The organism is Pseudoalteromonas sp. Z1A2 (assembly GCF_011378755.1).
GTDB lineage: Bacteria > Pseudomonadota > Gammaproteobacteria > Enterobacterales > Alteromonadaceae > Pseudoalteromonas > Pseudoalteromonas distincta.
Genome location: NZ_WTKX01000033.1, coordinates 20924 through 44367, shown reverse-complemented (window position 1 = coordinate 44367; position 23444 = coordinate 20924). Strand labels below are relative to the sequence as shown.

The 23444-nt window shown below is 38.3% G+C and carries 16 protein-coding genes; 13 read left to right on the top strand and 3 right to left on the bottom strand.

The features are described from left to right. Positions 1-164: 164 nt before the first annotated feature. The 4 genes from GQR47_RS18030 (at position 165) to GQR47_RS18015 (ending at position 4346) form a co-directional block, all read left to right on the top strand. Complete coding sequence (locus GQR47_RS18030) at positions 165-680, top strand: MarR family transcriptional regulator (RefSeq protein WP_231388420.1); 516 nt, start codon at positions 165-167, stop codon at positions 678-680. A gap of 133 nt (positions 681-813) precedes the next feature. Next, on the top strand, positions 814-1563 hold the full coding sequence (locus GQR47_RS18025) for an RIO1 family regulatory kinase/ATPase (RefSeq protein WP_024596279.1): 750 nt from the start codon (positions 814-816) through the stop codon (positions 1561-1563). Positions 1564-1876: 313 nt separating this feature from the next. Continuing rightward, positions 1877-3229 carry a magnesium transporter gene (locus GQR47_RS18020; RefSeq protein ID WP_165724231.1) on the top strand — a complete coding sequence of 451 codons (1353 nt, stop codon included), beginning with the start codon at positions 1877-1879 and terminating at the stop codon, positions 3227-3229. A gap of 55 nt (positions 3230-3284) precedes the next feature. After that, the gene (locus GQR47_RS18015) at positions 3285-4346 is read left to right on the top strand and encodes a CNNM domain-containing protein (protein ID WP_024596278.1); all 1062 of its coding nucleotides are present in this window, start codon (positions 3285-3287) and stop codon (positions 4344-4346) included. Between the two features lie 32 nt (positions 4347-4378). Here GQR47_RS18015 and GQR47_RS18010 read toward each other — a convergent pair whose 3' ends face one another. Then, positions 4379-4984: a TIGR04211 family SH3 domain-containing protein gene (locus GQR47_RS18010; protein ID WP_002958928.1), complete on the bottom strand. Its 606-nt coding sequence runs from the start codon at positions 4982-4984 to the stop codon at positions 4379-4381. Positions 4985-5291: 307 nt separating this feature from the next. On the opposite strand from GQR47_RS18010, the gene GQR47_RS18005 reads away from it, so the two are divergent. From GQR47_RS18005 to GQR47_RS17990, 4 genes are all read left to right on the top strand, one after another. After that, positions 5292-6815, top strand: a complete 1524-nt coding sequence (locus tag GQR47_RS18005) for a CYTH and CHAD domain-containing protein (protein WP_024596277.1) — start codon at positions 5292-5294, stop codon at positions 6813-6815. After that, a complete protein-coding gene (locus GQR47_RS18000) occupies positions 6816-7481 on the top strand; it encodes an START domain-containing protein (RefSeq protein WP_024596276.1) in 666 nt (221 codons plus the stop codon). Positions 7482-7568: 87 nt separating this feature from the next. Further along, positions 7569-8378: a phosphate/phosphite/phosphonate ABC transporter substrate-binding protein gene (locus tag GQR47_RS17995; protein WP_024596275.1), complete on the top strand. Its 810-nt coding sequence runs from the start codon at positions 7569-7571 to the stop codon at positions 8376-8378. After that, the gene (locus GQR47_RS17990) at positions 8365-10596 is read left to right on the top strand and encodes an ATP-binding protein (protein WP_024596274.1); all 2232 of its coding nucleotides are present in this window, start codon (positions 8365-8367) and stop codon (positions 10594-10596) included. Before GQR47_RS17995 ends, GQR47_RS17990 begins: the two co-directional genes overlap by 14 nt. A gap of 39 nt (positions 10597-10635) precedes the next feature. Here GQR47_RS17990 and GQR47_RS17985 read toward each other — a convergent pair whose 3' ends face one another. Then, positions 10636-12153 (bottom strand): carboxypeptidase, encoded by a 1518-nt coding sequence (locus GQR47_RS17985; protein ID WP_165724230.1) that lies wholly within the window; start codon positions 12151-12153, stop codon positions 10636-10638. 363 nt (positions 12154-12516) lie between these two features. Here GQR47_RS17985 and GQR47_RS17980 point away from each other — a divergent pair, with 363 nt between their 5' ends. The 5 genes from GQR47_RS17980 (at position 12517) to GQR47_RS17960 (ending at position 21499) form a co-directional block, all read left to right on the top strand. Next, on the top strand, positions 12517-13740 hold the full coding sequence (locus GQR47_RS17980; protein ID WP_002958922.1) for a diguanylate cyclase: 1224 nt from the start codon (positions 12517-12519) through the stop codon (positions 13738-13740). Positions 13741-13951: 211 nt separating this feature from the next. After that, complete coding sequence (locus tag GQR47_RS17975; RefSeq protein ID WP_004587162.1) at positions 13952-14290, top strand: P-II family nitrogen regulator; 339 nt, start codon at positions 13952-13954, stop codon at positions 14288-14290. A 9-nt stretch (positions 14291-14299) separates the two neighbouring features. After that, positions 14300-15529 carry an ammonium transporter gene (locus tag GQR47_RS17970; RefSeq protein WP_024596272.1) on the top strand — a complete coding sequence of 410 codons (1230 nt, stop codon included), beginning with the start codon at positions 14300-14302 and terminating at the stop codon, positions 15527-15529. Positions 15530-15679: 150 nt separating this feature from the next. Beyond that, complete coding sequence (gene mrcB / locus GQR47_RS17965) at positions 15680-18022, top strand: penicillin-binding protein 1B (RefSeq protein WP_024596271.1); 2343 nt, start codon at positions 15680-15682, stop codon at positions 18020-18022. Between the two features lie 456 nt (positions 18023-18478). Beyond that, positions 18479-21499, top strand: coding sequence for a TonB-dependent receptor (locus GQR47_RS17960; protein WP_024596270.1), 3021 nt, complete (start codon positions 18479-18481; stop codon positions 21497-21499). A gap of 76 nt (positions 21500-21575) precedes the next feature. Here the strand turns inward: GQR47_RS17960 and GQR47_RS17955 are convergent, their stop codons facing one another. Then, positions 21576-23417 (bottom strand): methyl-accepting chemotaxis protein, encoded by a 1842-nt coding sequence (locus GQR47_RS17955; protein ID WP_024596269.1) that lies wholly within the window; start codon positions 23415-23417, stop codon positions 21576-21578. Positions 23418-23444: the final 27 nt, after the last annotated feature.

The following is a 23444-nucleotide window of genomic DNA, read 5'->3' as shown; positions in this document are numbered from 1 at the left end:
ATGGCAAGGATGGCTTAAGTTACAAGCCATCCTGGAAGGCTACGATTTAGCAAAATCTCTTGAGTCAGACTTGTGATCAAGAGACAGCTAATAGCGGCTTTATTTTTGTGGGCGATTTTTTATAAAAATTATTGAATTTTTTGTATGCGTTAAGGTCTATCAGCATGCAAATATACTTATACAGTGGAATAACCATGCAAAACATGCCATCAATTAAACGTTGTACTCGAGAAGAGTTAGCGCCAGAGCAAGATTTGGGGCGTTTAGTCTCTTTTTTACGTTCGAGATTAGCCATTCATGTTGATGCCAAGTTACTTCCTATGGACTTAACTTCTGCGCAATATATTGTGGTTGTACTACTTGCGAGAGAGTCGGTTAATACGCTTGCAGGACTTTGCGAATATATGGTTTATGATCGTGGCGCTATGAGCCGCTTATTAAACCGACTTGAAGAAAAAGGACTCATTATTAAAACGCAATGTGAGCTTGATAAGCGCTCAACTATTTTGTGTTTAAGTGAAAAAGGTAAAGCTCTTTGTCCTGAAATTATGCCTGTAGTGAACGAAGTCTATGCGCAAGCATTAAGTGGTTTTTCAGAGCCAGAAAAAAACCAAATAATCGACTTACTATTCAAAGCTATAAATAATCTTGATTCACTGCCAGACTCCCCCCAAAAGTAGATTATCAATAAAATAGCGATACTGTTTCAATAGAAAGTTAGCGTGCTAATTAGTTGATCTGATTGTGCGCAGAATCTAACTTTGATAATATAGTTGCCTAGGCAATTAAAGTTATCATCTTGTTAGGTTTGTTATGATTGAAAATAATTTGTTAGTACAATTACAACAGCAATTTCCAGAACATACTTTTATGCAACATCACTTAAGTGTTGTCCATAAGGGACGTTTTGCTAACGCGATTGTGTATCGATATAAAGATAATGAATTTGATTTAATCGTTAAAGATTTTAGCCAAAGCCCTTGGTTTATCCGCAAAACATTTGCACGAATGTCGGTAAATCAAGAGTATAAAGGGTTGAGCCGTTTAGCAGAGCTTGATGCAGTTGCTAACCGCTTTTGTAGATTGTCGCCGATAGCGGTTGCTTATAACTATATTGAAGGCACGCCACTGCGCGCTTTAATTCATGAAGACAAAACACTACCTGTTAACTTTTTTAGTGAGCTTGAGCGTCAAGTAGCAAAAATGCATCGCAAAGGCATCGTGCATTTAGACTTGCGTAATATGGGTAATATTTTATGCGGCGCAGACGGTAAACCTTACTTTATTGATTTTCAGTCCACTATTAGCTTTTCTCGTTTTCCACGTTGGTTGCAACGCTTTATGCGAGGATCTGACATGTCAGGCGTATATAAAGCATGGAATAAATTGGGTGAGCAGCCTCTGCCACAAAAAAAGCAAGACTATTTAGAGCGCTTTAATCACGTGCGTAAACGCTGGATTTTTAAAGGTTACCCAATACAGCGTGGCTATGCGTGGGGCACTGCACTTATTACTCAATTTGTAGATTCTGACTTAGTACGAAATATTACTGATAGACTTTAATTTAAAGCATAAACCGTAATTTAAAAACACCTAATTCATTGTGTGATTTTGCCCATATTAGCCTAGCTAATATGGGATTTTTTTATTATAAGTAATCCCTTTAGTTTGTTTACTTGTTGTTTAATCCCTCAAAAATAATTCCTTTTACTGTTTTTTTAATTTTTTAAAATAAATATTAGTACTGCATTTAGTTTGCCCATACAATGCGCAAAAATAGCTTGCGCATGCTTAATAAGTTCACGTTTTTTCTGCAATTTTTTATTGTTCAAGTAGACTATAAATAATGTGCGCTTTTAAATTTTAAGGTTTTAAGATGATTGAGTATCCGGTAGACCAACTTCCACAGCTCATAAATGATTTATTGCAATGCGATACAACAGAACGCAAAAATAAATTATTAGCAGATGCGCAGTTAACGCTTTCAACAGAGCACCTGTCATTACTTTTTGAGGCGATACCAAAAGAGCAACGACTTGAAATTTGGCAGTTGCTTGATGAAGACACGCAACACGAAATTTTTGTTAATTTAAGTGAAGATAGTTGTTTGTGGTTGCTACAAACGCTAGAAGACACTGAGGCTTTTAAACTTCTTGATGAAGTTAATGTAGAAGAGCTACTGGAACTTGAAGAAGTTATACCAGAGCGATTTGTTGAGTATGCAAAAAAGCAACTCGATGAAGCGCAAACCAAACAATATGATTTAGCGCAGCAATACCCGCCAGAGCAATTAGGTCACTGGTTAGGTTTTGACTTTTTAAAAGTATCGGAGAAGCTAACAGCCGGTGGTGCTAAAAAATTGCTACACAAAGGTTTACCGCAATACAGTGAAGTTATTTATTTAGTAAGCCGCAAGGGTAGTTTAATAGGTGAGGTTGCGGTAAATGATTTAATAAAAGCCAGCGACACCGATAACTTAATGACATTGGCAAATCATGACTTTTCATCGCTCCATGCTGATGATGATTTATATGAAGCGGCAGAAGTGGTGATCCACAGTGAAAAAATGGCACTGCCAGTGGTTAATGTTGATAACAAATTACTTGGGCGATTAACCATTGCCTCTGCTTATGAATTACGACAAGAAATTGCTGATGAAGCAGCCGCTAAAGCCGGTGGTTTACGTGAAGACGAAGACCTGTTCGCAAGTGTGCGAAAAAGTGCTAAAAACCGTGGCATATGGTTAGGTATTAATTTAGCTACTGCCTTTTTAGCGTCGTGGTTTATCGGTTTATTTGGCGCAACGATAGAACAAGTTGTAGCACTAGCGGTATTAATGCCAGTGGTCGCTTCTATGGGGGGAATTGCAGGTAGTCAAACATTAACCGTTATTGTGCGAGGTTTAGCGCTTGGACAGGTTACAGATTCAAACCGTAATGCGTTGCTTAAAAAAGAGCTGCGTGTTGGCGCTGTAAATGGCTTGGTATGGGCGTTTGTAATCGGCCTACTTACCTTTTTATGGTTTAACGACTTAATGCTTAGTATTACGATTACGGTAGCCATATTATTGAATTTAGTGGCCGCGTCACTAGCAGGTGTTGTTATTCCGTCTATTTTAGACAAAATGAAAATTGATCCTGCGTTATCTGGTTCGGTAATTTTAACTACCGTTACCGATATTGTTGGGTTTGTTACCTTTTTAGGTTTAGGCAGTTTATTGCTTTTATAAGCCTTATACCAATTCGCTTAATTAAGTGAATTGGTATTACTAACAGGAAAATACAATGACCTTTGAAGTCATGATTTGGTGTGCAATTGCTTTGTGTATTTCACAATCGGCAATATTTTCGGGCTTAAACTTAGCGTTTTTTTCACTAAGTAGGCTTCAGCTTGAAATGGAAAGTGCAAAAGGGAACGAGGCGGCCATAAAAGTCATGGCCCTTCGAAACGACTCTAATTTTTTATTGTCGACTATTTTGTGGGGTAACGTAGGTATTAACGTACTACTTACACTACTTTCTGATTCGGTATTAATGGGCGCAAGTTCGTTTTTATTCTCAACTATCGCAATTACTATTATTGGTGAAATAACACCACAGGCTTATTTTTCGCGTAATGCGTTAAAAATGGCGAGCCTACTTTCGCCGTTAATTAAGTTTTATCAGATTCTGTTTTATATAGTTGCTAAGCCAACGGCTTTAATACTCGATGCATGGTTAGGCAAAGAGGGGATTACGTACTTTGCTGAAAGTGAGCTCAGAGGTATTATTCGCAAACACATAGAGGCTGAAGAAGCTGATGTTCAACATGTTGAGGGAATAGGCGCACTTAACTTTTTTAGCTTAGATGAAATAAGCGTAACCAAAGAGGGTGAGGTAATTGATCCAGACTCTATTATTGCTTTGCCTACTAAGCTTGATTTGCCTATTTTCCCAGACCTTACATTAACAACTGATAATGAGTTTTTACGCAAACTACATAAGTCAGGTTATAACTGGGTGATCATTACCAATGAAGACGGTTGGCCTTTATTAGTGGTAGATGCTGACGGCTTTTTAAGATCAGCGTTATTTGAGCCAGATACGTTTGACCCTTATCACTATTGTCACAGACCTATAATTGTTGCTGATGAAGCGATGCGTTTAAGTGAAGTGATTTTAAAAATACGGGCTAATCATTCTTTAGATAAATCGTTTGATGGGGCCATTGATCACGATGTGGTATTAGTGTGGAGCGATGTGAAACGCATTATTACCGGCGCTGATATATTTGGTCGGTTGCTCAAAGGTATGAGTGCACCAAAACTCGAACTGCATGAAAGTACAGAGAATAAAAAGCCGCTGTAAAGCGGCTTTTTTGTATTTAGTTGGATGGAGCTTTACGCCCAACCTTCGTAGCGCTTACGACGTGACAGCACTATCGTTAATATAATACCTAAAAACAGGCCTAAAAACGCAATAGCACCACCGTAAGTAAGTAGCTGGCGTTTCTCTTTTGAGCTAGCAGCTTCTTTTTGAGTGCGCTCTTGCTCTAGCGTTGTTTTAAGCTTAGTAATTTGAGCAGATAACTGCAGATTTTGATCTGTTAAAGTTTGGTTTTGTTCTTGTAGCTGTGGAAGTTCTATTTGAGCTTGGCGTAGCTTTTCTTGCATAGTGCTCATTTCGCTACTTAGTGTTTTGTACTGTTGGTGTAAGCCCGCTGTTTTAGTAATAAACTTAGTTTCTATCCAGCCTTCGCGGTCTTTATCATCTTTAATTTTTATAAAGCCGTTTTCTTCATTTGATAACAAGGTTAACTTTGTTCCAGCATCTACAGAGCCGAGTAGTCGATAATTTTTACTCGCCCCAGAGCGCATAAAAGTGTATAGATTATCGATAATATAAGCGGTGTTTGCATTCGTTGAATTTGCAGGTTGTGCTTCTTGTGCATAACTCATGAATGTGGTGGCTGTTAAAAGTAGCCCTAATAAACAATGTTTTAGCATTTATCTACCTTGTTGATCTAACTGCGTCCGTTATGAACGTGATTTTTATTTCACATAAGTAGTTAGATAGTATGGATTAAATAGATCAATAGCAAGACTGATATTGTAACCCAGTACGGTAACGCAGGAGTAGTTATCGAGTCCACTAGGTTACAAGCCTCACGCTATGATTAAATTGCTCCTAGATAGAACGAATTTTAATCCACAAAGGCCATCAAGCCCTAAAATAAGGTTAAAAAATTTGCATTGTTAAGGCGCTTTGTTTATTTTGAGCACTTATTTATTTTAAAGGTAATCCGCAAACCGAATGGATACTGAGATAGAACTGAAATTTTTGGTATCAGATGCCGTTATTCCACTGATCCCCTCGTTAATTACTCAATTTGCAAAAACGGTGAAGAATAAACCGTCTCGCAGCTTACAAAATGCATACTACGATACGCCAAGCAGAGAGCTTAGAGCGCTTGATATAGGCTTTCGAACGCGTTGTTCTGACAGCGAATGCGAGCAAACTATAAAGCTTGCAGGTGAAGTGGTAGGTGGTTTACACCAACGTCCAGAGTACAATTTACCAATTGAATCAAGCCGCCCTAATTTAATGGCGTTTGATGCTGATATTTGGCCTCATGGCATGCAAATAAGCGCCATCTCAAAAAACTTGTATCCAATATTTAGTACTAACTTCATTCGTCGTACTTGGTTAATTGAAACCGAAAGTGGCGCTAAAATTGAAGTCGTACTCGATAAAGGTGAAATTGCGGCTTCGGGTAAAATTGAAATTATTAGCGAGCTAGAAATTGAGCTAGTTGAGGGCAGTCGTAATGAGCTGTTTGCATTTGCAGATATACTAGTTAGCCAAAACTGCATACGCTTAGGTTTGTATTCTAAGGCCGCGCGTGGTTATCGACTTGCTGATGAAAAACCTTTAATGCCAAGCAAATCTATTGGTTTTGTACAATTACCAAAGTCGACTACTCAAGAGCGTGCTTTAGTTGAAGCCATGAACTTTGGCATTCGCTTTGTACAAAAGCACGAGCAATGCTATTTCGATAAGCCAAGTTTAAAAACACTTAAACGCGTAACTGACGGCATCAGTTTAATCCGCCATACTTTTTGGCTATACGACGATATAGTATCTAAAGAAAGTACAGAGCACTTACGTACCGAACTTAAATGGTTATTAAGTGAATTAGCGTGGGTAGAAAACGCGATTCAATTAAAAACGTACACGTCTAAACGCCATGCTTTTTATAAAAAAATTAATGCGGCGCCAGCACTTGCTCAAGTCATTGGAGACTTAAAAGAGTTACAGCCAAGCATTGACGATATAAATGCACTGTTTCACAGCGCACGTTATAATCGTTTATTACTATCGTTAACTACCTGGTTAATCGATAAGCAATGGCGTAAAGACTGGGGGCAAGCAGAGCTTCAAGCGGCTGAGCAAAATGTGTCGTCTATTGCCAATAGGCTTTTCAATAAAGACTGGAAAAACCTGCACGAGTTGCTTCCAAAGGAGCAAACACTCGATGTCGCTTCGTATTTAAACCTACGAACTCAGCTTGAAAATAGCCTACTGAGCGGTAACTGTTTAGGATCGTTATTTGATAAAGAAGAACGCCTAGAGTTTAGATTGCCTTGGCTTGATATTTCTCATGGTATTTATGAATTAAGTACGCTTGAGTATTTAAAGCAATTATGTGCAGGGCAAGAGGACGAACAGCTTGCAAAAATCCAGTCATGGCTTGAACAAAAGTCTGAATATTTGGTCAGTGCCATGGAGCAAAGTCGCCTTGCTTCACTTGACATAGAACCTTACTGGCAAAAATAAATGATGCGCTTTTGTAATAAAATTCAGTTGCAAAAGTGTTTATTCGTTATTTTTTTATTAGTTAGTTTTAACACTTACGCTGAGCCCATATGGCATTTGTATAAAAACAAAAATGGCGTAAGTGTGTATTATCAAAGCCACAGTGATAATACCTTTGAAGTAAAAGCGCAGATGAGCGTGAAAGGCGTATCCACCAATGAGTTTTTAGAATTACTTAGTGATACCGATGCCGCACCCCAATGGCTCGAAAATATATCTCAGGTAAAGGTTATTAAGCACATAAGCCCATCAGAAAATTTAGTGTACAGTTATTTTAATTCTCCTTGGCCTATTAGAGATAGAGATAGCATTACTTATTCTTGTTATTCACAGTTGACTGCAAATAAAAGCCAATTGCTTATTAAGGCTCGCCCTAATAAGCAGCCCAAAAACAATGGCGTTATAAGAATTACTACTTTAAATGCACGCTGGCTACTGAGTGAGGACAAAGGCCGCCTTGATATTGAGTACCAAGTATATGCTTTGCCTGATGGGGCAATACCTACTTGGCTAAGCAATAAGGTCGGATTGAAAAGTACTTACACCACATTTATGAACTTGCATCATATGCTCACAGATAAAAAATACACTCCAAAACCACCTGTAATCAAAGCAGGTCAATGCTAAATATCGAATATATAATAATTTAATGGTGTGTTGAGTAGTCTTTAACTACGCTTAAGCAATAATGACACGCTATTATTTGGAGAATTGATGAAGTATTTAGTGGCTATATTATGTTTGATACACAGCTCATTCTTATTAGCTCAAGAATATACCTTTGGTGTAGTGCCGCAATACGAGCCGCAAAAGCTAAATACTATTTGGCAACCTTTGTTAAAGCAAGTAAGTAAGCAAACGGGAATAACAATAAAGCTAATTACAGTTGAGTCTATTCCTGTATTTGAAAAAGCCTTTGCTAATGGCGAGTACGACTTTGCATACATGAACCCATGGCATAGTGTTGTAGCATACGAAAAACAGGGATATTTACCATTAATAAAAGATGCAGGGCGAAAGCTGCAAGGTATTTTGCTCGTAAACAAAGACAGTGATATTGATAATTTAAGCCAACTAGAGGGCGCTGAAATAGCATTCCCTGCACCTAACGCATTAGGTGCGTCATTATTAATGAGAGCTGATTTAGCATTGTTATACGGGCTAACAATAAAGCCTGTATATGTCCAAACTCATCCATCGGTATATTTAAATGTAGCACTGCACTCAACAATGGCGGGCGGTGGTGTAATGGGCACATTTAAACAACAACCAGAAAGCTTACAAAATAAACTCAAAATTCTTTATAAAACGCGTGAAATTAGTCGCCACCCAATTGTAGCCCATCCAAGGGTTGATCCTGCAATACAGTTAAAAGTGCAACAAGCTATTTTAGATATAGGGCAAAGCCCAGAGCATAAACATTTACTTGCAGGTATCCCAATTATTAAACCTAGTATTGCAACTTTAGCAGAGTATCAGCAGTTAACTCAGTGGGGCTTGCGCTCATTTTATGTTGAAAATTAGAGGGTTTCGTAGTTTAAGGGCGCAAAGCTTTATTGTTGTATTGCTTTGTGGCTTGCTTATGGCATGTCTTTTTATGTTTTACGCATTACCTGAACAAGCGCGTTGGGTAAACGATGGCCTTTCAAAGGCTGCTCAGCGTTCTTTAGCGCAGTTATCGACTTCTATAACGACTCCGTTGTTAACTAGGCAATATGCAGAGCTATATGAAGAAATAGACAGTCAACTTCAAACTCGCCCTAATTGGAAAAGTATTAAAATTGTTGACGTTGATTCAAAAAACCAATTGTATCCGCTTGAGAATTGGGTTGGAGCAAATGAAAACGGCGACATGCTGTTATCTCAACAGGTGGTATTTTTAGACAAACCGCTGGCTAATATTAGCTTGGTTGTTAATTTTACGAATGAAATTAACGAATCTTCAAAACTTCATTACACCTTAATATATATACAATTTATTATTTTAGTTATCGTTTTTATAGGTTTAGCTTGGCTGGTGGATTACAGGGTTACATCGCCTTTGAGGACGCTAAAACTTGGGTTTTCACGTTTAGCCAAAGGCGACTTTGATTGCCATATAGATAAACAACAACAAAATGAAGTGGGCAGTGTAATAAATGCATTTAATAATATGGTTGATGAGGTTGCGAATAACCATCAAAAATTAAATGCATTACGAATTCAAGCTGAGTCTGCAAGTAAAGCAAAGTCAGATTTTATGGCCAGTATGAGCCACGAATTAAGAACTCCATTAAATGCAATTTTAGGCTTAGCCCAGCTGTATGGATATGATGAGAGTGCTAATAAAGTACAAAAAGAAAACGCGAAAAGCATTTATCAAGCTGGAGAGCATTTACTATTACTCATAGACGATGTGCTTGATTTAACAGCTATTGAGTCGGGTAATATGCAGTTTAGTTTTTCTTATGTGCCTATTAAAAGCATATTAGAAGAGTCAGTAAAGCTTGTCACTGAGCTAATTAAAGGGCAATCAATAACACTGCAAACTCACGGTTTTGAGTCCTTAGAAGGGTTGAGTATTTATATTGATCAGCGCCGCTTTAAACAAGTGATGCTTAACTTGCTTTCAAATGCGATTAAATACAACAAACTAAATGGCAGCATTAATATTAATTGTCGGGTGTTAAGTAATAAACAATGCGAAATAGATGTAATAGATACCGGATGCGGATTTTCTCCAGATGATATTTCTCGCCTATTTAAACCTTTTGACCGCTTAGGCGCTGAAACCAGTAAAGTAAATGGAACCGGTATTGGTTTAGTGATAACTAAGCAGCTGGTAGAGCGTATGCAAGGGTCTTTGAGCGCACAAAGCGAGCAGCACAAAGGTTCTTGTTTTACGCTAAACTTTAACAGTTTTGATCAAACTGACTTGCCAGCACAAGTGCAAGCCCCTCAAATAACACAGCAAAGCTTAAATGCGGTAACGCTTCCTACGCTTGAGGTTTTAGTGGCAGAAGATCAAGTTACAAATCAGCAAGTGTTAAAACAGCAATTAACTATGCTTGGAGTGTGCTCTACTTTTGTAAGTAACGGTGAGCAAGCTTGGGAGGCCATACAAAATAAACGCTTTGATATTTTACTAACCGACATTCAAATGCCCTTACTCGATGGGTTAGGGTTAGCCAAAAAAATACGAGAAAACACTCATTTTGATGAACTGATTATAATTGCAATTACGGCCAACATTACCAAAAACAACATAGATAATTGCTATAGTTGTGGAATGAATGGCTTTTTAACAAAGCCTATTGAGCTTGTTAAATTAAAGTCGTTATTGATGGAGCATTCTCAAACTATGGTCAATACACGTTCAGAAAAATCAGATGGTGAAAATATAGCTTCAGATAGTTTTGATCAATTAGATATTACGCTACTAAAAGCAATGCTTGGTGATGATCCTAGCGTACATTGCATGGTATTTAATGCGTTTTTACAAACAGCAGGGGAGCAAATTAAATTAGCTAACGCGTATGCTAAAAGTAAAAACTATGTTGATTTAGCTTTTCAGGCTCATGCATTAAAGTCGTCTTCAAAGTCTGTTGGGGCTATTGAGTTGGCAAATATATGCCAGCAGATAGAAACACAGGCAGAAAACGAAACAGTTAAAAATGAATATATACAGCAGCTGGAAGAGCGCTTTAACGCTGTAGTCACACAACTTAAAAGCTATTGTTTACGATATGAAAAACGCACATAAAAAATGGCTCTTAAAGAGCCATTTTTTGTTTTAGGTATTTTAGTATTTAGCCGCTTGCCCTTTTTTGGGTAAAGCGTGCTGTATAAAGTCACGTAAATCGTTATTAGAGCTTTCTAAATCAGCGTGGCGAAGGTACATCATGTGTCCGCTTCTGTAGCCTTTAAAGCTCAAACGGTCTTTCATTTTACCGCTTGAGTCTAATTGCCATAACGTATATTTAGCGTCAAAGTAATTGGTTGCGCCATCAAAGTATCCTGATTGGATCATCACGTTTAAGTAAGGGTTTTGTGCCATTGCTAAACGTAGGTTTTCGCCTGTATTATTACCGGTTCTATCCCATGGATGGACATTACCAAATAAGTTATATTTTACATCAGTTTTATAGTTTAACTCTTCACGTAAGTAGTGATTAATTGCAGGAGTGAAAGAGTGTAACCAAGAGGTAAGTTCAGCCCAGTAGTCTGGGGATTCACCTGCGCTTCGTTTATCTATTCCTAAATAACGAGAATCTAAGCGGCCTACAGTTTTACCACGTTCACGTAGTAGCTCTTTCCAGAAAAACTGAGTTGGAATATCTAAGTTATTTTGTTCAACAAACTTTTCTGATAAGCCTGCGTAGTGCGCCATTTTTGTAATTATGCGTCGCTTCTCATCAGCATTAATAAAGCCACCTTTAGCAAGCGCAGGGATTAACTCATTTACAGTAAACTCTTCAACTTCAGGTAATAACTCATCAAGATCTTTAGCTTGTAAATCGGCGTTAAGTGCTTTGTGATACCAAGCAGTCGCTGCAAAGTAAGGTAGGCGGTTAGCGGCTTTAATCGGGCCGTCGCGCTTAATACCAATGTCAGTAGGTGATACGAGAACAACACCGTTTATGTACATCCACTGACTGTTTTGAAGCTCATGAGCGAGTCCAGATACACGTGTTGTACCGTAGCTTTCACCAATTAAAAATTTAGGCGAGCGCCAGCGCTGTGCTCTATTTACAAAAGTATTTAACCACTCAGCAAGGTATTTAATATCGGCATTAACACCAAAAAATAACTCTTTTTGTTTTGCTTTGGAAGGCAGTTCGCCTTTTTCGTTTTCAAGTACGCGAGAATAGCCAGTATTTACCGGGTTTACGTAAACAATATCGGCAATGTCAAGTACAGAATATGGGTTGTCTTTTACGCCATAAGGTTGAATTGGATAGCCTTCGTCATCAATTTTTAATACGCGAGGGCCAGTATAAGCAAGATGCATCCATACAGAAGCCGAACCCGGCCCGCCATTAAATGAAATAAGTAATGGGCGAGCTGTCCTGTCGTCAACTTTGTCACGTGTGTAGTAGGTGTATTGTAGTGTAGCAACCGCGTCGCCTTTATCATCCCATACAGGTTGTGTGCCTGTAGCTACGGTATAACTAAAACGCTGGCCATTAATTTTAGCCTTATGTTGGGTAACTACTTTGCTGTCTACATCAATACGACGTTGATTATCGGCAAGCGTGCTTGTACTAATTATTAATGCAATAACGGTTATCGGTAAACTGATAATACGACTAAGCTTCATTAGGTGTCCTTATTATTGTTGATACATCATTAAAGATAAAAATGAGTTAAATAACAAAAGTATTGAGACTAGTGGCCGATAATACTGGTTAAGTAAGGTATTAATACATTGAAAGGCGCGTATTAATCGCTTTTATAGTTATTTTGGATTTACTTTCTTTATTTAGTTAATTGCAAAATTCAGGTATATTGCGGCCTACTTGTATTGATTTTTTATACAGGCTATCACCAAAAAATCTAACGGATTACGCTTTCAAGCACATAAGTGCACTCTACACCGGATGTTTATGACTAATGCTATTGCAGTAATTGCGTGGTATTTGTCGTTTTGTGGTAAAACTAATTAAAGGTAAAGAGAAGCTTTATGCAAAGAGTATTAGTGGTTGAAGACAGTAAAGTAGTGCAGCAGGTACTTCGCCACTTAACTGCACAATACCTTGATGTGGCAATCGATTTTGCTTGGTCTTTAGCTGAATGTGCCACTTACGTAGAAAAATACGACTACACGCTTGCGTTAGTTGATTTAACCTTGCCAGATGCTCCTCACGGTGAAGTCGCAAAATATACTTTATCTAAAAAGATTCCTACGGTTGTTTTAACCTCAAAAATAGATGAGTACAAGCGCCAACAAATGCTTGAATTAGGTGTCGTTGATTATGTTATTAAAGATAATCGCGACTCTTACCATTACGCCGTTAAACTCGTTGCGCAATTGCTAAGAAACCAAGGTTGTAAAGCATTAGTAGCAGATGATTCATTACTGAGCCGCTCGTTAATGAAGCAAATGCTTGAAAAGCAATTGTTTGATGTGACAGATGCCCACGATGGACAACAAGCACTCGAAATATTAAAAGCTAATCCTGATATAAAGCTACTTATGACCGACTACGCTATGCCTTCTATGGATGGCTTTGAACTTGTTAAAGCGGTACGTAACTTTAGAGGCCGAGACGACTTAGCAATTATTGGCTTGTCGGGCGCGGGGAAACATGGCCTATCAGCGCGATTTATTAAATATGGCGCCAATGACTTTTTAACAAAGCCATTTATGAATGAGGAGTTTCATTGTCGAGTACTTCAAACAATGGAGCAACTATCGTTAATTTCAGATATTAAAGAAAGCGCGCATAGGGATCATTTAACAGGGCTTCATAATCGACGCTATTTTTATCAATATGCAGAAAAGCTCCTTAAAAGTAAAAACCAGAAAAATACTCTCGCATTGTTAGATATCGATTTTTTCAAAAATATTAACGATACATTAGGCCATGAGGGTGGCGATCAGGCTTTAAAGCAGGTTGGTTCATTAATCCGCACTACGTTTTCAAAGTTTACAGTTGCACGGGTTGGTGGAGAAGAGTTTGCCATAATATTACCTGAGATAGAGCTTGAACGTGGTCGTGAATACTTTGAAGCATTTAGAAAAAAGCTGGCTAGTTACGATTTTTCTATCAGCGATAAATCAATTAAAATTACTACAAGTATAGGCTTGGCAGACTTTCAAGACACTAGCTTGACGCAGGCAATGCGTGTTGCTGACAAAGCATTATACGAAGCTAAAAACCAAGGAAGAAACTGCGTGGTATAGCTCTGTTATATAAAGCTAAGCATGCAATTAATATATTGCACGCACCAATGTAGATAACTTGTTAAATTAACGCACCTAATTGGTGCGTTTTTTTTGTTATTTAGTTTCTGTTTTTCACTAACTTATTGTTTTAAAAAATATAAAAATAGTGGCACAAAGGTTGGATTGTTTAACCCAACAGGATAACAATAAAGAGTCCGAGGGGGCCGCTATGAAAATGATTAGTGCAATCATAAAACCATTTAAATTAGACGACGTGCGTGAAGCACTCGCTGATTTAGGAATTGAGGGGATGACAGTAGTTGATGTTAAAGGTTTTGGACGTCAACGAGGTCATACTGAGTTATATCGTGGTGCAGAATACCAAGTAGATTTTATTCCTAAGATCAAACTTGAAATTGCAACTCGTACTGAAAATTGTCAACGCGTTGTTGAAGCAATTACTAAAATTGCATCAACAGGTAAAATCGGTGATGGGAAAATTTTCGTGTACGACTTAGATCAAATTGTTCGTATCCGTACTGGCGAACTTGACGAAGAAGCAATTTAAGGGGGTCTCATGGAAAATACAATAATAGAACTAAAGTTTTCACTCGATACCTTCTATTTTTTAATATCAGGTATATTAGTAATGTGGATGGCAGCAGGTTTTGCCATGTTAGAAGCGGGCTTAGTTCGCTCTAAAAACACAGCTGAAATTTTAACTAAAAATGTCGCGCTGTATTCAATTGCATGTACGATGTTTTTATTAGTTGGCTACAACATTATGTATGTAGACAATGCCGAAGGTGGTTTTATTCCTTCAATAGGCGCTTTAATTGGCACACAAGCTGCTGATGCTGACCATTCTTTAGAATCTGATTTTTTCTTCCAAGTAGTATTTGTTGCAACGGCTATGTCGATTGTATCGGGTGCAGTTGCTGAGCGTATGAAGCTATGGGCTTTCCTTGGCTTTGCTGTAGTACTAACTGGTTTTATTTACCCTATTGAAGGTTACTGGACATGGGGTGGTGGTTTCTTATCTGAAATGGGCTTTGTAGATTTTGCAGGTTCTGCAATTGTACATGGCGCAGGTGCAGCTGCTGCACTAGCGGGTGTACTAATCCTAGGTGCTCGTAAAGGAAAATATGGTAAAAACGGTGAAATATACCCAATTCCAGGTTCAAACTTACCACTTGCTACACTAGGTACATTTATTTTATGGATGGGTTGGTTTGGTTTTAACGGTGGTTCTCAATTACTACTTTCGGATAAAGAAAACGCAACTGCGGTAGGTCAAATATTACTTAATACTAATGCAGCTGCTGCAATGGGTGCTATTGCTGCACTGTTTGTATGTAAGATACTTTGGGGCAAATCAGATTTAACCATGGTATTAAACGGTGCATTAGCAGGTTTAGTTGTAATTACTGCTGACCCACTTTCACCTTCTCCATTAATGGCATGTTTACTAGGTTTACTTGGTGGCTCATTAGTTGTGTTTAGCATTATAGCACTTGATAAAGTTAAGATTGACGATCCAGTAGGTGCTATCTCTGTACACGGTGTGTGTGGTGCATTAGGTATTATGTTAGTACCGCTAACCAATGGTGATGCAAGCTTTGTCAATCAGTTAATTGGTTTAGTGTGTATTCTTGCCTTTGTATTTGTAGCATCATTTATTGTTTGGACTGTGCTTAACAAAACAATGGGTATACGAGTAACTGAAGAGGAAGAACTAAACGGTATGGATCAACACGATTGTGGTATTGAAGCCTACCCAGAGTTTGTTTCTGTTAGAAATAGCTAATAGTTTATTTAAATAATAGTGTGTTTACATAAAGCCCTACTTCGGTAGGGCTTTTTTTGTTTCAGGGGGGGTTAACTTTTCGGATGTTAGGATATGCCCAATATGCTAAGCTCACACTCGTGAATAACCCTTGGAATAAATTACACTTAAATGGCCGACAATAAAAAAACACCTACCAGCAAACCTGCAGCTAAACGTGCTAGTAAATCGTCAAGCACGACAAAAAAAAGCACATCAAAGGGTAGTAAAAAAACAGTGAATCCCACTGTTAAACGCTCTTTTATGAGAAAAACATGGTCAGTGTTTTGGAAATTCAGCTTGGCTGTTTTTATTGCAATGGCAATGTATTTCATTTATTTAGATTCAAAAACTACACGTATATTTGAAGGTAATAAATGGCAACTTCCAGCGCAAGTGTATGCTCGTTCTATGGAGTTCTATCCGGGGCAATTTTTATCAAGCCAAGAAGTTGTGTTTGAGTTAGAGCGTCTACATTATTCATCTGTTAATAGATTAAGCAGAACAGGGCAGTTTGTTAAAACAGCAGATAGCATCAAGATTTATCGCCGTGATTTTGAATTTTATGATGGCCTTGAAGAATCACATATTATTGAACTTCGTTTTGCAGGGCAAAAAGTTGCGACTATTAAAGATAAGTTCGGCAGGCGTTTAAACTCTGCTCGCCTAGAACCTGTGCAAATAGCGCGAATTGGCAACGACTCTAAACAAGATAGAGAATTTGTACCGCTAGATAAGTTCCCAGCCATGCTTAAAGATACGCTACTGGTAGTTGAAGACCGTGATTTTTATGATCACCATGGTGTGTCGGTGTTTTCTATTTTACGTGCGCTTTATTCAAATATTAAAGCGGGACGCACCGTTCAAGGTGGCAGTACGCTTACTCAGCAATTAGCTAAAAATATTTACCTCACGCGTGAGCGTTCTTTAGTACGAAAAATAAATGAGGCCTTTATTGCCCTTATTTTAGATTATCGCTATTCAAAAGATCAGATATTAGAAGCTTACTTAAATGAGGTATACCTAGGGCAGTCATACAACCAAGGTATCCATGGTATGGGGCTTGCTTCTGACTTTTACTTTTCAAAGCCTGTAGACGAGCTTGAGTACGATCAAATTGCTCTGCTGGTGGCAATGGTTAAAGGCCCATCTTATTACAACCCACGTCGTTATAAAGAGCGCACAATGGAGCGCAGGGACTTAGTGCTGCGTCTAATGGTCGAAAATAAGTTACTTAGCACAAAAGAGTACCGTGCATCGCTTAATCGCCCAATTGATATTGCGCCAATGAAAGCCAGTTTACAAAAATCATACCCAGGCTATTTAGAGCTAGTAAACAGAGAGTTAAATGAATTATTACCTGATCAGCAAACACTTGATGCAGGCGTAAGAGTATTTACTTATTTTGACTTGCAAAAGCAAACAGCAATGGAAGAGTCGATTGAAAAGAGTTTACCGTACTTGGAAAATCGCCCTAGAACTGAAAAACTAGAAGCAGCCATGATCTCTGTTAATGTAGAAAAAGGCGGTGTTTCTGCACTTATTGCTGGTCGCGATGTTCGATATTCAGGATTTAACCGTGTTTTAGACACAAAACGTAATATAGGCTCGCTTGTAAAACCTGCCGTGTATTTAACCGCACTGCAATTGCCACATTATAATTTAGCTACTTTGCTTGATGACTCGCCAGTACAGGTCACAAATGAGCAAGGTAAAGTGTGGCAACCAGAAAATTTTGACCACCAATACCGTGGTGCAATTCCACTTTATAAAGCATTTAGTAACAGTATAAATATCCCAGCGGTTAATTTAGGCCTCGATGTAGGTGTTGATAAAGTAGTAAATACATTGAAAGGTTTAGGCGCAACAGGGGCGATAGACGAATACCCATCGCTGCTTTTAGGGGCTGTTGAAATGTCGAGTTTTGAAGTGGCTCAGCTTTATACAACAATTGCTGCAGATGGCGAATATAAAAAGCTCACTGCAATTTCGGCATTAACTGACTCTGTTGGTAAAGTACTTTATAAGCATAAAGTAAATGCAGAGCCTCGTTTTGATAAATCTGCAATGTATATGACCAAATACGCAATGAAACGCGTAACGAAAGATGGCACTGCTAAACGCTTAAATTTACACTTTCCGTCAATCCAGCTCGCTGGTAAAACAGGGACCAGCAACGATTTACGTGATAGTTGGTTTGCAGGCTTTGATCAAAATACAGTGACTGTTGCGTGGCTTGGTCGAGATGACAACAAAAGCACTGGTTTAACAGGTAGCGTAGGCGCATTAGAAGCATATATTCGTTACTTAAAACCACTTAACCCACAAGCAATAGCTGATACGCGTCCACCATCAATACGCTGGGCATTTGTAAATGAACAAACGGGTAAGCAGGCACCACCAGGATGTGGCAAGGTGATTCAGCTACCGCTTAGGGCGAGTGAGTTCGAGCCTAGGCCACAATGTATTCGTTAATAAAACAGAGCCCTTAATAATAAAACCGCTAACTCAGCGGTTTTTATTATATTTAGCTTAACTATCTAGCAGTTCGAATTAGTAATTAAATAAATTTTAATTGGTTTTATTACCATATTTTTTAGAAATTATTTAAAAATTAGTGAGTATAACTAATTTTTAAATAGCATTATTCGAGATTAAAAAAAGCTTTTGTAAATATTTTGTTTACGTTGCGGTTATTTAAATTATTGCTGGTTGATATTCTTTTTTTATTTCTTTAAATTAACACTTTAAATTTTTATATTATACAAATAAATACGCTAAAATCATTTTAAGTGTTTGTTTTTATTTGTTTTTAATTTTAATTTTATCTTGGATTAATTAACATATTTACAATTTGTACTCTTTTGTTACTCTCTGTATGCATTTTGTTTAAAGTGCTAAAATAATTATAAACTTTACAGGGATAAGAATATGAAAAATATATTCAAAAAAAATCTTACAGCAATAGCGGTTCTTGCTTCTCTCGGGGTTACTCTCCCAGCAGCTGCATCTGATGTTGTAGGGTCTATTAATAATATTTCTACTACTGCAGGGTATACAGTAAAAGTCAAAAACCCAGCAACAGGGTTAGAAAGAACACTAAGTATTTCTGATGATGGATCTTTTCGTTTTGCATCTTTACCTTCTGGTAGTTATCAAATACAAATTATAAAAAATGGTGCTGTTGTTGCAGAAGATAACGTTCGAGTTTCGTTAGGAGCAAATGCAAGAGCCAGTTTTGATTTAGCTCAAGTTAGTGACTCTGGGCCTGAAGTAATCCAAGTATTAGGTGCTCGTATATCTTCAATTGATTTAACTACAGCTGATTCGGGGTTAGTAATTACTGATGCTGAAATAGACCGTATGCCTATAAACAGAGACCTTACATCTGTTGCGCTATTAGCGCCAGGAGCGGTTAAAGGTGATAGTGCATTTGGAAACACCGCTTCTTTTGGTGGTTCATCGGTTGCTGAAAATGCATGTTATATAAACGGGTTAGAAGTTACTAATACTCGCCAAGGTCTTGGTTGTGGTGAAGTACCTTTCGAATTTTACGACCAATTTCAAGTTAAAACAGGCGGTTATTCCGCGAAGTTTGGTCGTGCAACCGGTGGTACTATTAATACAACTACTAAAAGTGGTACAAATGAGTGGGAATTTGCGGCAGTCGTACAATTTCAACCTGACTCTTTACAAGAAGAGGGCAGCATCTCTCGTGGTAATAATGGCGCTGGCCAAATTTTCAGAGATGAAAGCCTAGATTCAGATAGCAAAACTGATGTAACGTTTTCTGCTGGTGGTCCACTAATCGAAGATACACTGTTTTTCTACGGCTTGATAAACCCAAGGGATACAGAATCTACATATACTTGGGGTGGAGATGAGTTCTCGCCAAATGATCAATACCGCAACGAATCAGCTTCTGGTGGTGATAATTTATTCTGGGGTGGTAAGCTTGATTGGGATATTAATGAAAACCACAGATTAAGCTACTTTGCGTACTCTAACCGTCGTGATATTGAGCGCTCTGTTTATGAATATGATAATGGGACAGTTGGAGATCGTATTGATGGCGCTCTTCTCAAGCGTGGTGGTGAAGCGCAAAGTTTAAGCTACACAGGTGTGTTAACTGAAAACTTAGTAGTGACGGCAATGGCTGGTAATATTAAGACAGAGTATGAAACACAATCTGAGAACTTAGTTTGTCCTTCAATTACAGATTCACGCGGCACAGCTAACCCAATTACAGGTTGTGGCGCAGGTGGTAGTTTTGGTGCTAATAATGATGAAAACACACAATACCGCTTAGATGTCGAGTATGTCTGGAATGATCATGAAATAACATTTGGTATAGATTATCAAGAGCGTAAGTCAGAAAATGTAAGTAGCCCAATTGGCGGGCATAGTTATGACTACAGAACTTTAGCGGATAATGGTAGTTGGCAAGCTGATAACGGTGCATTGACAAATAATACAGGAGCTGCGCTTGATTATGTAGAGGATCGTATCTTCGATGGTGGTGGTAGTTTTGAATCAGAATTAACCGCTTACTACATTGAAGATCAGTGGCAAGTAACTGATGATTTCTCTGTAAAAGTTGGCCTACGTATTGATGAATTTGATAGCTGGGGTACTACCGGTAAACTATTAACTAGTTTTGAAACGGATATAGCTCCTAGATTAGGTTTTACGTGGGATCCTACGGGTACTGGCGATACTAAGGTATATGGTACATATGGGCGTTATTACTTACCAGTTGCTAATAACACTATTTTTAGAGCTGCATCTGGTGTTAGTGATATCACGACAGCTTATACTTATACTGGTGTTGATTCACAAACTGGTGCCCCTACAGGGCTATCACCACTTGCGGACACGCTTGGGAGTGGCGGAGCTCAAAACTCACAGCAAGTAAGTGGCGTGCCTGTAATACCTGAAAAAGATATTTTCCAAGCTCAAGAGGCGGAACCATTTTCTAAAGATGAATATATTATAGGTATACAGCAAGCCTTAAATGATGAATATACAGTTGGTGTAAAAGGTATTTACCGTGAAGTTGCAACTGCACTAGATGATTACTGTGGACGATATGCATACCCATACTGTGTAATGATAAACCCAGGTGACTCTTCTAGTTGGTACAGCGATGGTTACTATTGGAATGGTACAGATTGGGGGGATTCATCTTTTGATAATGACGGAGTTCCAGATAGTGGTTCGTTAACTACTTATTCGGCGGATACGATAGGCTTACCTAAAGCAAATAATGAGTATACAGCAGTTGAGTTTAGCTTAGATTACAAGGCTGATACTATTCGTTACCAGTTTGGCTATACATGGGCTAGAAGTGTTGGTAACTTTGAAGGCGCTGTTAAATCAGATATTGGTCAAGCAGATGCTGGTATTACTCAAGACTTTGACTTCCCTGCTGTTATGGATGGTTCACAAGGCTATCAACCTAATGATAGACGCCATACCTTTAAGTTCTTTGGTAGCTGGGAGCCTATGGAGGATCTAACCGTTGGCTGGAATGCAACCTTACAAAGTGGTCGTCCTAAAAGCTTATTTGGTCAAGGTTATCCGTCAAATGATCCAAATTTAAACGGTGGTTGGGGAGATACTTTTTACATCTACACTAACGAATGCCCTGATACAAACAGCAATGGCGAGTGTGAGCAAGATGAAAAAATCTATGAGAAGCACAGCCGTGGCACGAATGGTCGTACACCTTGGGTATTTAACTTAGATTTATCTGCCGCTTACGACTTTACTATCTCAGATATTGATATGAGAGCATCTGTTAATGTCTTTAACATTTTCAACTCACAAACTGAGTCGTCGTTGAATGAGCACTATGAGCAAAATGAAGGCGAAGTAAATGCTTATCATGATGCTGCGTACTCTTGGCAAACCCCGCGTTATGTTCGATTAGGTATCGAAGCTCGCTTCTGATATTACTAATTACCTCTACTAAAAACCCTTCTGAATAGAAGGGTTTTTTATTTTAAAATTACTTGTTTTTTAACGCTTAAGATTTAAAAAACTGCATTGATTTGGTTAAATCATTAGATAAGCGACTTAATTGCTGTGCATCTTGTAGCGTTGATTGAGCCGATGTTAGCGTTTGATCTGCTAAATTACTCACCTCTTGCGAATCATTCAATGCTTGTGTTGTTGCATTTGATTGCTGTTTAACACGCTCTGCAATTACTTCACCTTGATGTTTAATATCGCCCATACTTTGCTCTGCACTTTGCAATACTTCATTGGTTTGATTGGCTGCTTTTACTGATTGCTCCATTTTTTCAACACTTGAGCGCATTTTTTGCTGGGTGTCGTCAGATGCTTGTTGTAAAGAGCTAATAATTTGATGTATTTCTTGGGTTTGTGTTTGTGTACGCTGAGCAAGTGTTCTTACCTCATCAGCTACAACGGCAAATCCACGGCCATGCTCGCCGGCTCGCGCGGCTTCAATAGCGGCATTAAGTGCAAGCAAGTTTGTTTGATCGGCTATTTCACTGATCCCTTTACTTACTTTGCTAATTTCTTGGCTATCTTGTGCTAGTTTATCGAGCGCTTGTTGGCTCTCTGCAAATTCAATTTGGAGGTCTTGCATATATTTAGCAAGCTCCATTGTATTATCTGAACCTTGTTTCACATGAACTGCAGCATTTTGTGCGGTAAGCGTAGCTTGATGCGCTGACTCTTCAACTGCAAGTGCGTTTTGAGCCATATCGCTTAGTGCATTATAAATGGCATTGACTCGAATTTGCTGTTTTGAAACATCATTGCTTGTTTCGCTACTCGCATGTGATAGCGATTTAGTTGCGTCGCATAGCTCTTCTGTACTTGCTTTAACATCAAATAATAAATGTGAAAATGCATTAAGTAATGCATTGTAGCGCGATGCAATAATTCCCATTTCATCATTAGTGCTCGAATCGATAGTGGCATTTAAGTCGCCATTCGCGGCTCTATTAGCGGCATCAGCAAAGCGATTAATGGTATCAACAACTGCAAAATAAAAACCAATCATCAAATAAAATGCAAATAGCAAACTGATCAATGAAGCAGCTAAAACAAGATTTCGTGTCCACTGTTGAGTTTGTAGTTTTGCCTCAATAAGGCTCTCAAGGGTTGGAATGCTCTTACTAACAAGTTGATTAATACTGCTGTGAACATTGTTTGTTAGTTTAGTAAATTCTGATTGAGTTAATAGAATATCGTCTGGCTCAAGTAGTTTTTCATCTATCGCGTTTTTAAATGCACCCACAGCACTGTGTAAACTAGTTAAAGGAGGCATGAGCGCTTTGTTTACTGATTTATCTGCATTGGTGGCTACATTGAGTATTTTATCGAGTTGTTTTTCGTATAAAGGAAGTGACTTATTAAAATTTGAAAGTGCTATAAACGTATCGGGCGTAAAACGGTTACTAGCTAAAACAGTATTAGCGCTTTGCGCTGTTGAGTTTATTTGCATTATAAGTGCAGGAATTGGCGTGACTAAAGAGCGGTTTACATAAGCGCTTGCTAACTGACTGTCTAAGGCTAGATTTGATTGAATAGAAACAAGTTCAAGTACTTCATTTGCTTGTGTGTCTTTTATGTCAAAGCCGAGTGAGCGAGCTATTTTTATATTTTGATTCGTATCTCCCTGCATTTGATTTGAAAGTATAGCTCTGTAGCCTTTTAAGCCTTGCTGTTGCATTTTTGAAACAGTAATACTTTCACTTAATAACGAGACTAAAAAAAACAAACTAAGTGATAGAGGAACGAGTAAAATTCCAAACATTAAGCTGATTTTAGTTTTGTATTTTAAGTTTGCCATTAGCTGGATAGCGGGAAAAGAAAATTGGCGTAATCCTGACATAAGGCTCTCTTGTATTTTTTGTAATAG

Excerpts from the sequence above, each read along its gene's own strand:
- GQR47_RS18030 (WP_231388420.1), top strand. The coding sequence starts at position 165 with ATGCAAATATACTTATACAGTGGAATAACCATGCAAAACATGCCATCA.
- GQR47_RS18025 (WP_024596279.1), top strand. The coding sequence starts at position 814 with ATGATTGAAAATAATTTGTTAGTACAATTACAACAGCAATTTCCAGAA.
- GQR47_RS18020 (WP_165724231.1), top strand. The coding sequence starts at position 1,877 with ATGATTGAGTATCCGGTAGACCAACTTCCACAGCTCATAAATGATTTA.
- GQR47_RS18015 (WP_024596278.1), top strand. The coding sequence starts at position 3,285 with ATGACCTTTGAAGTCATGATTTGGTGTGCAATTGCTTTGTGTATTTCA.
- GQR47_RS18010 (WP_002958928.1), bottom strand. The coding sequence starts at position 4,984 with ATGCTAAAACATTGTTTATTAGGGCTACTTTTAACAGCCACCACATTC.
- GQR47_RS18005 (WP_024596277.1), top strand. The coding sequence starts at position 5,292 with ATGGATACTGAGATAGAACTGAAATTTTTGGTATCAGATGCCGTTATT.
- GQR47_RS18000 (WP_024596276.1), top strand. The coding sequence starts at position 6,816 with ATGATGCGCTTTTGTAATAAAATTCAGTTGCAAAAGTGTTTATTCGTT.
- GQR47_RS17995 (WP_024596275.1), top strand. The coding sequence starts at position 7,569 with ATGAAGTATTTAGTGGCTATATTATGTTTGATACACAGCTCATTCTTA.
- GQR47_RS17990 (WP_024596274.1), top strand. The coding sequence starts at position 8,365 with ATGTTGAAAATTAGAGGGTTTCGTAGTTTAAGGGCGCAAAGCTTTATT.
- GQR47_RS17985 (WP_165724230.1), bottom strand. The coding sequence starts at position 12,153 with ATGAAGCTTAGTCGTATTATCAGTTTACCGATAACCGTTATTGCATTA.
- GQR47_RS17980 (WP_002958922.1), top strand. The coding sequence starts at position 12,517 with ATGCAAAGAGTATTAGTGGTTGAAGACAGTAAAGTAGTGCAGCAGGTA.
- GQR47_RS17975 (WP_004587162.1), top strand. The coding sequence starts at position 13,952 with ATGAAAATGATTAGTGCAATCATAAAACCATTTAAATTAGACGACGTG.
- GQR47_RS17970 (WP_024596272.1), top strand. The coding sequence starts at position 14,300 with ATGGAAAATACAATAATAGAACTAAAGTTTTCACTCGATACCTTCTAT.
- mrcB (WP_024596271.1), top strand. The coding sequence starts at position 15,680 with ATGGCCGACAATAAAAAAACACCTACCAGCAAACCTGCAGCTAAACGT.
- GQR47_RS17960 (WP_024596270.1), top strand. The coding sequence starts at position 18,479 with ATGAAAAATATATTCAAAAAAAATCTTACAGCAATAGCGGTTCTTGCT.
- GQR47_RS17955 (WP_024596269.1), bottom strand. The coding sequence starts at position 23,417 with ATGTCAGGATTACGCCAATTTTCTTTTCCCGCTATCCAGCTAATGGCA.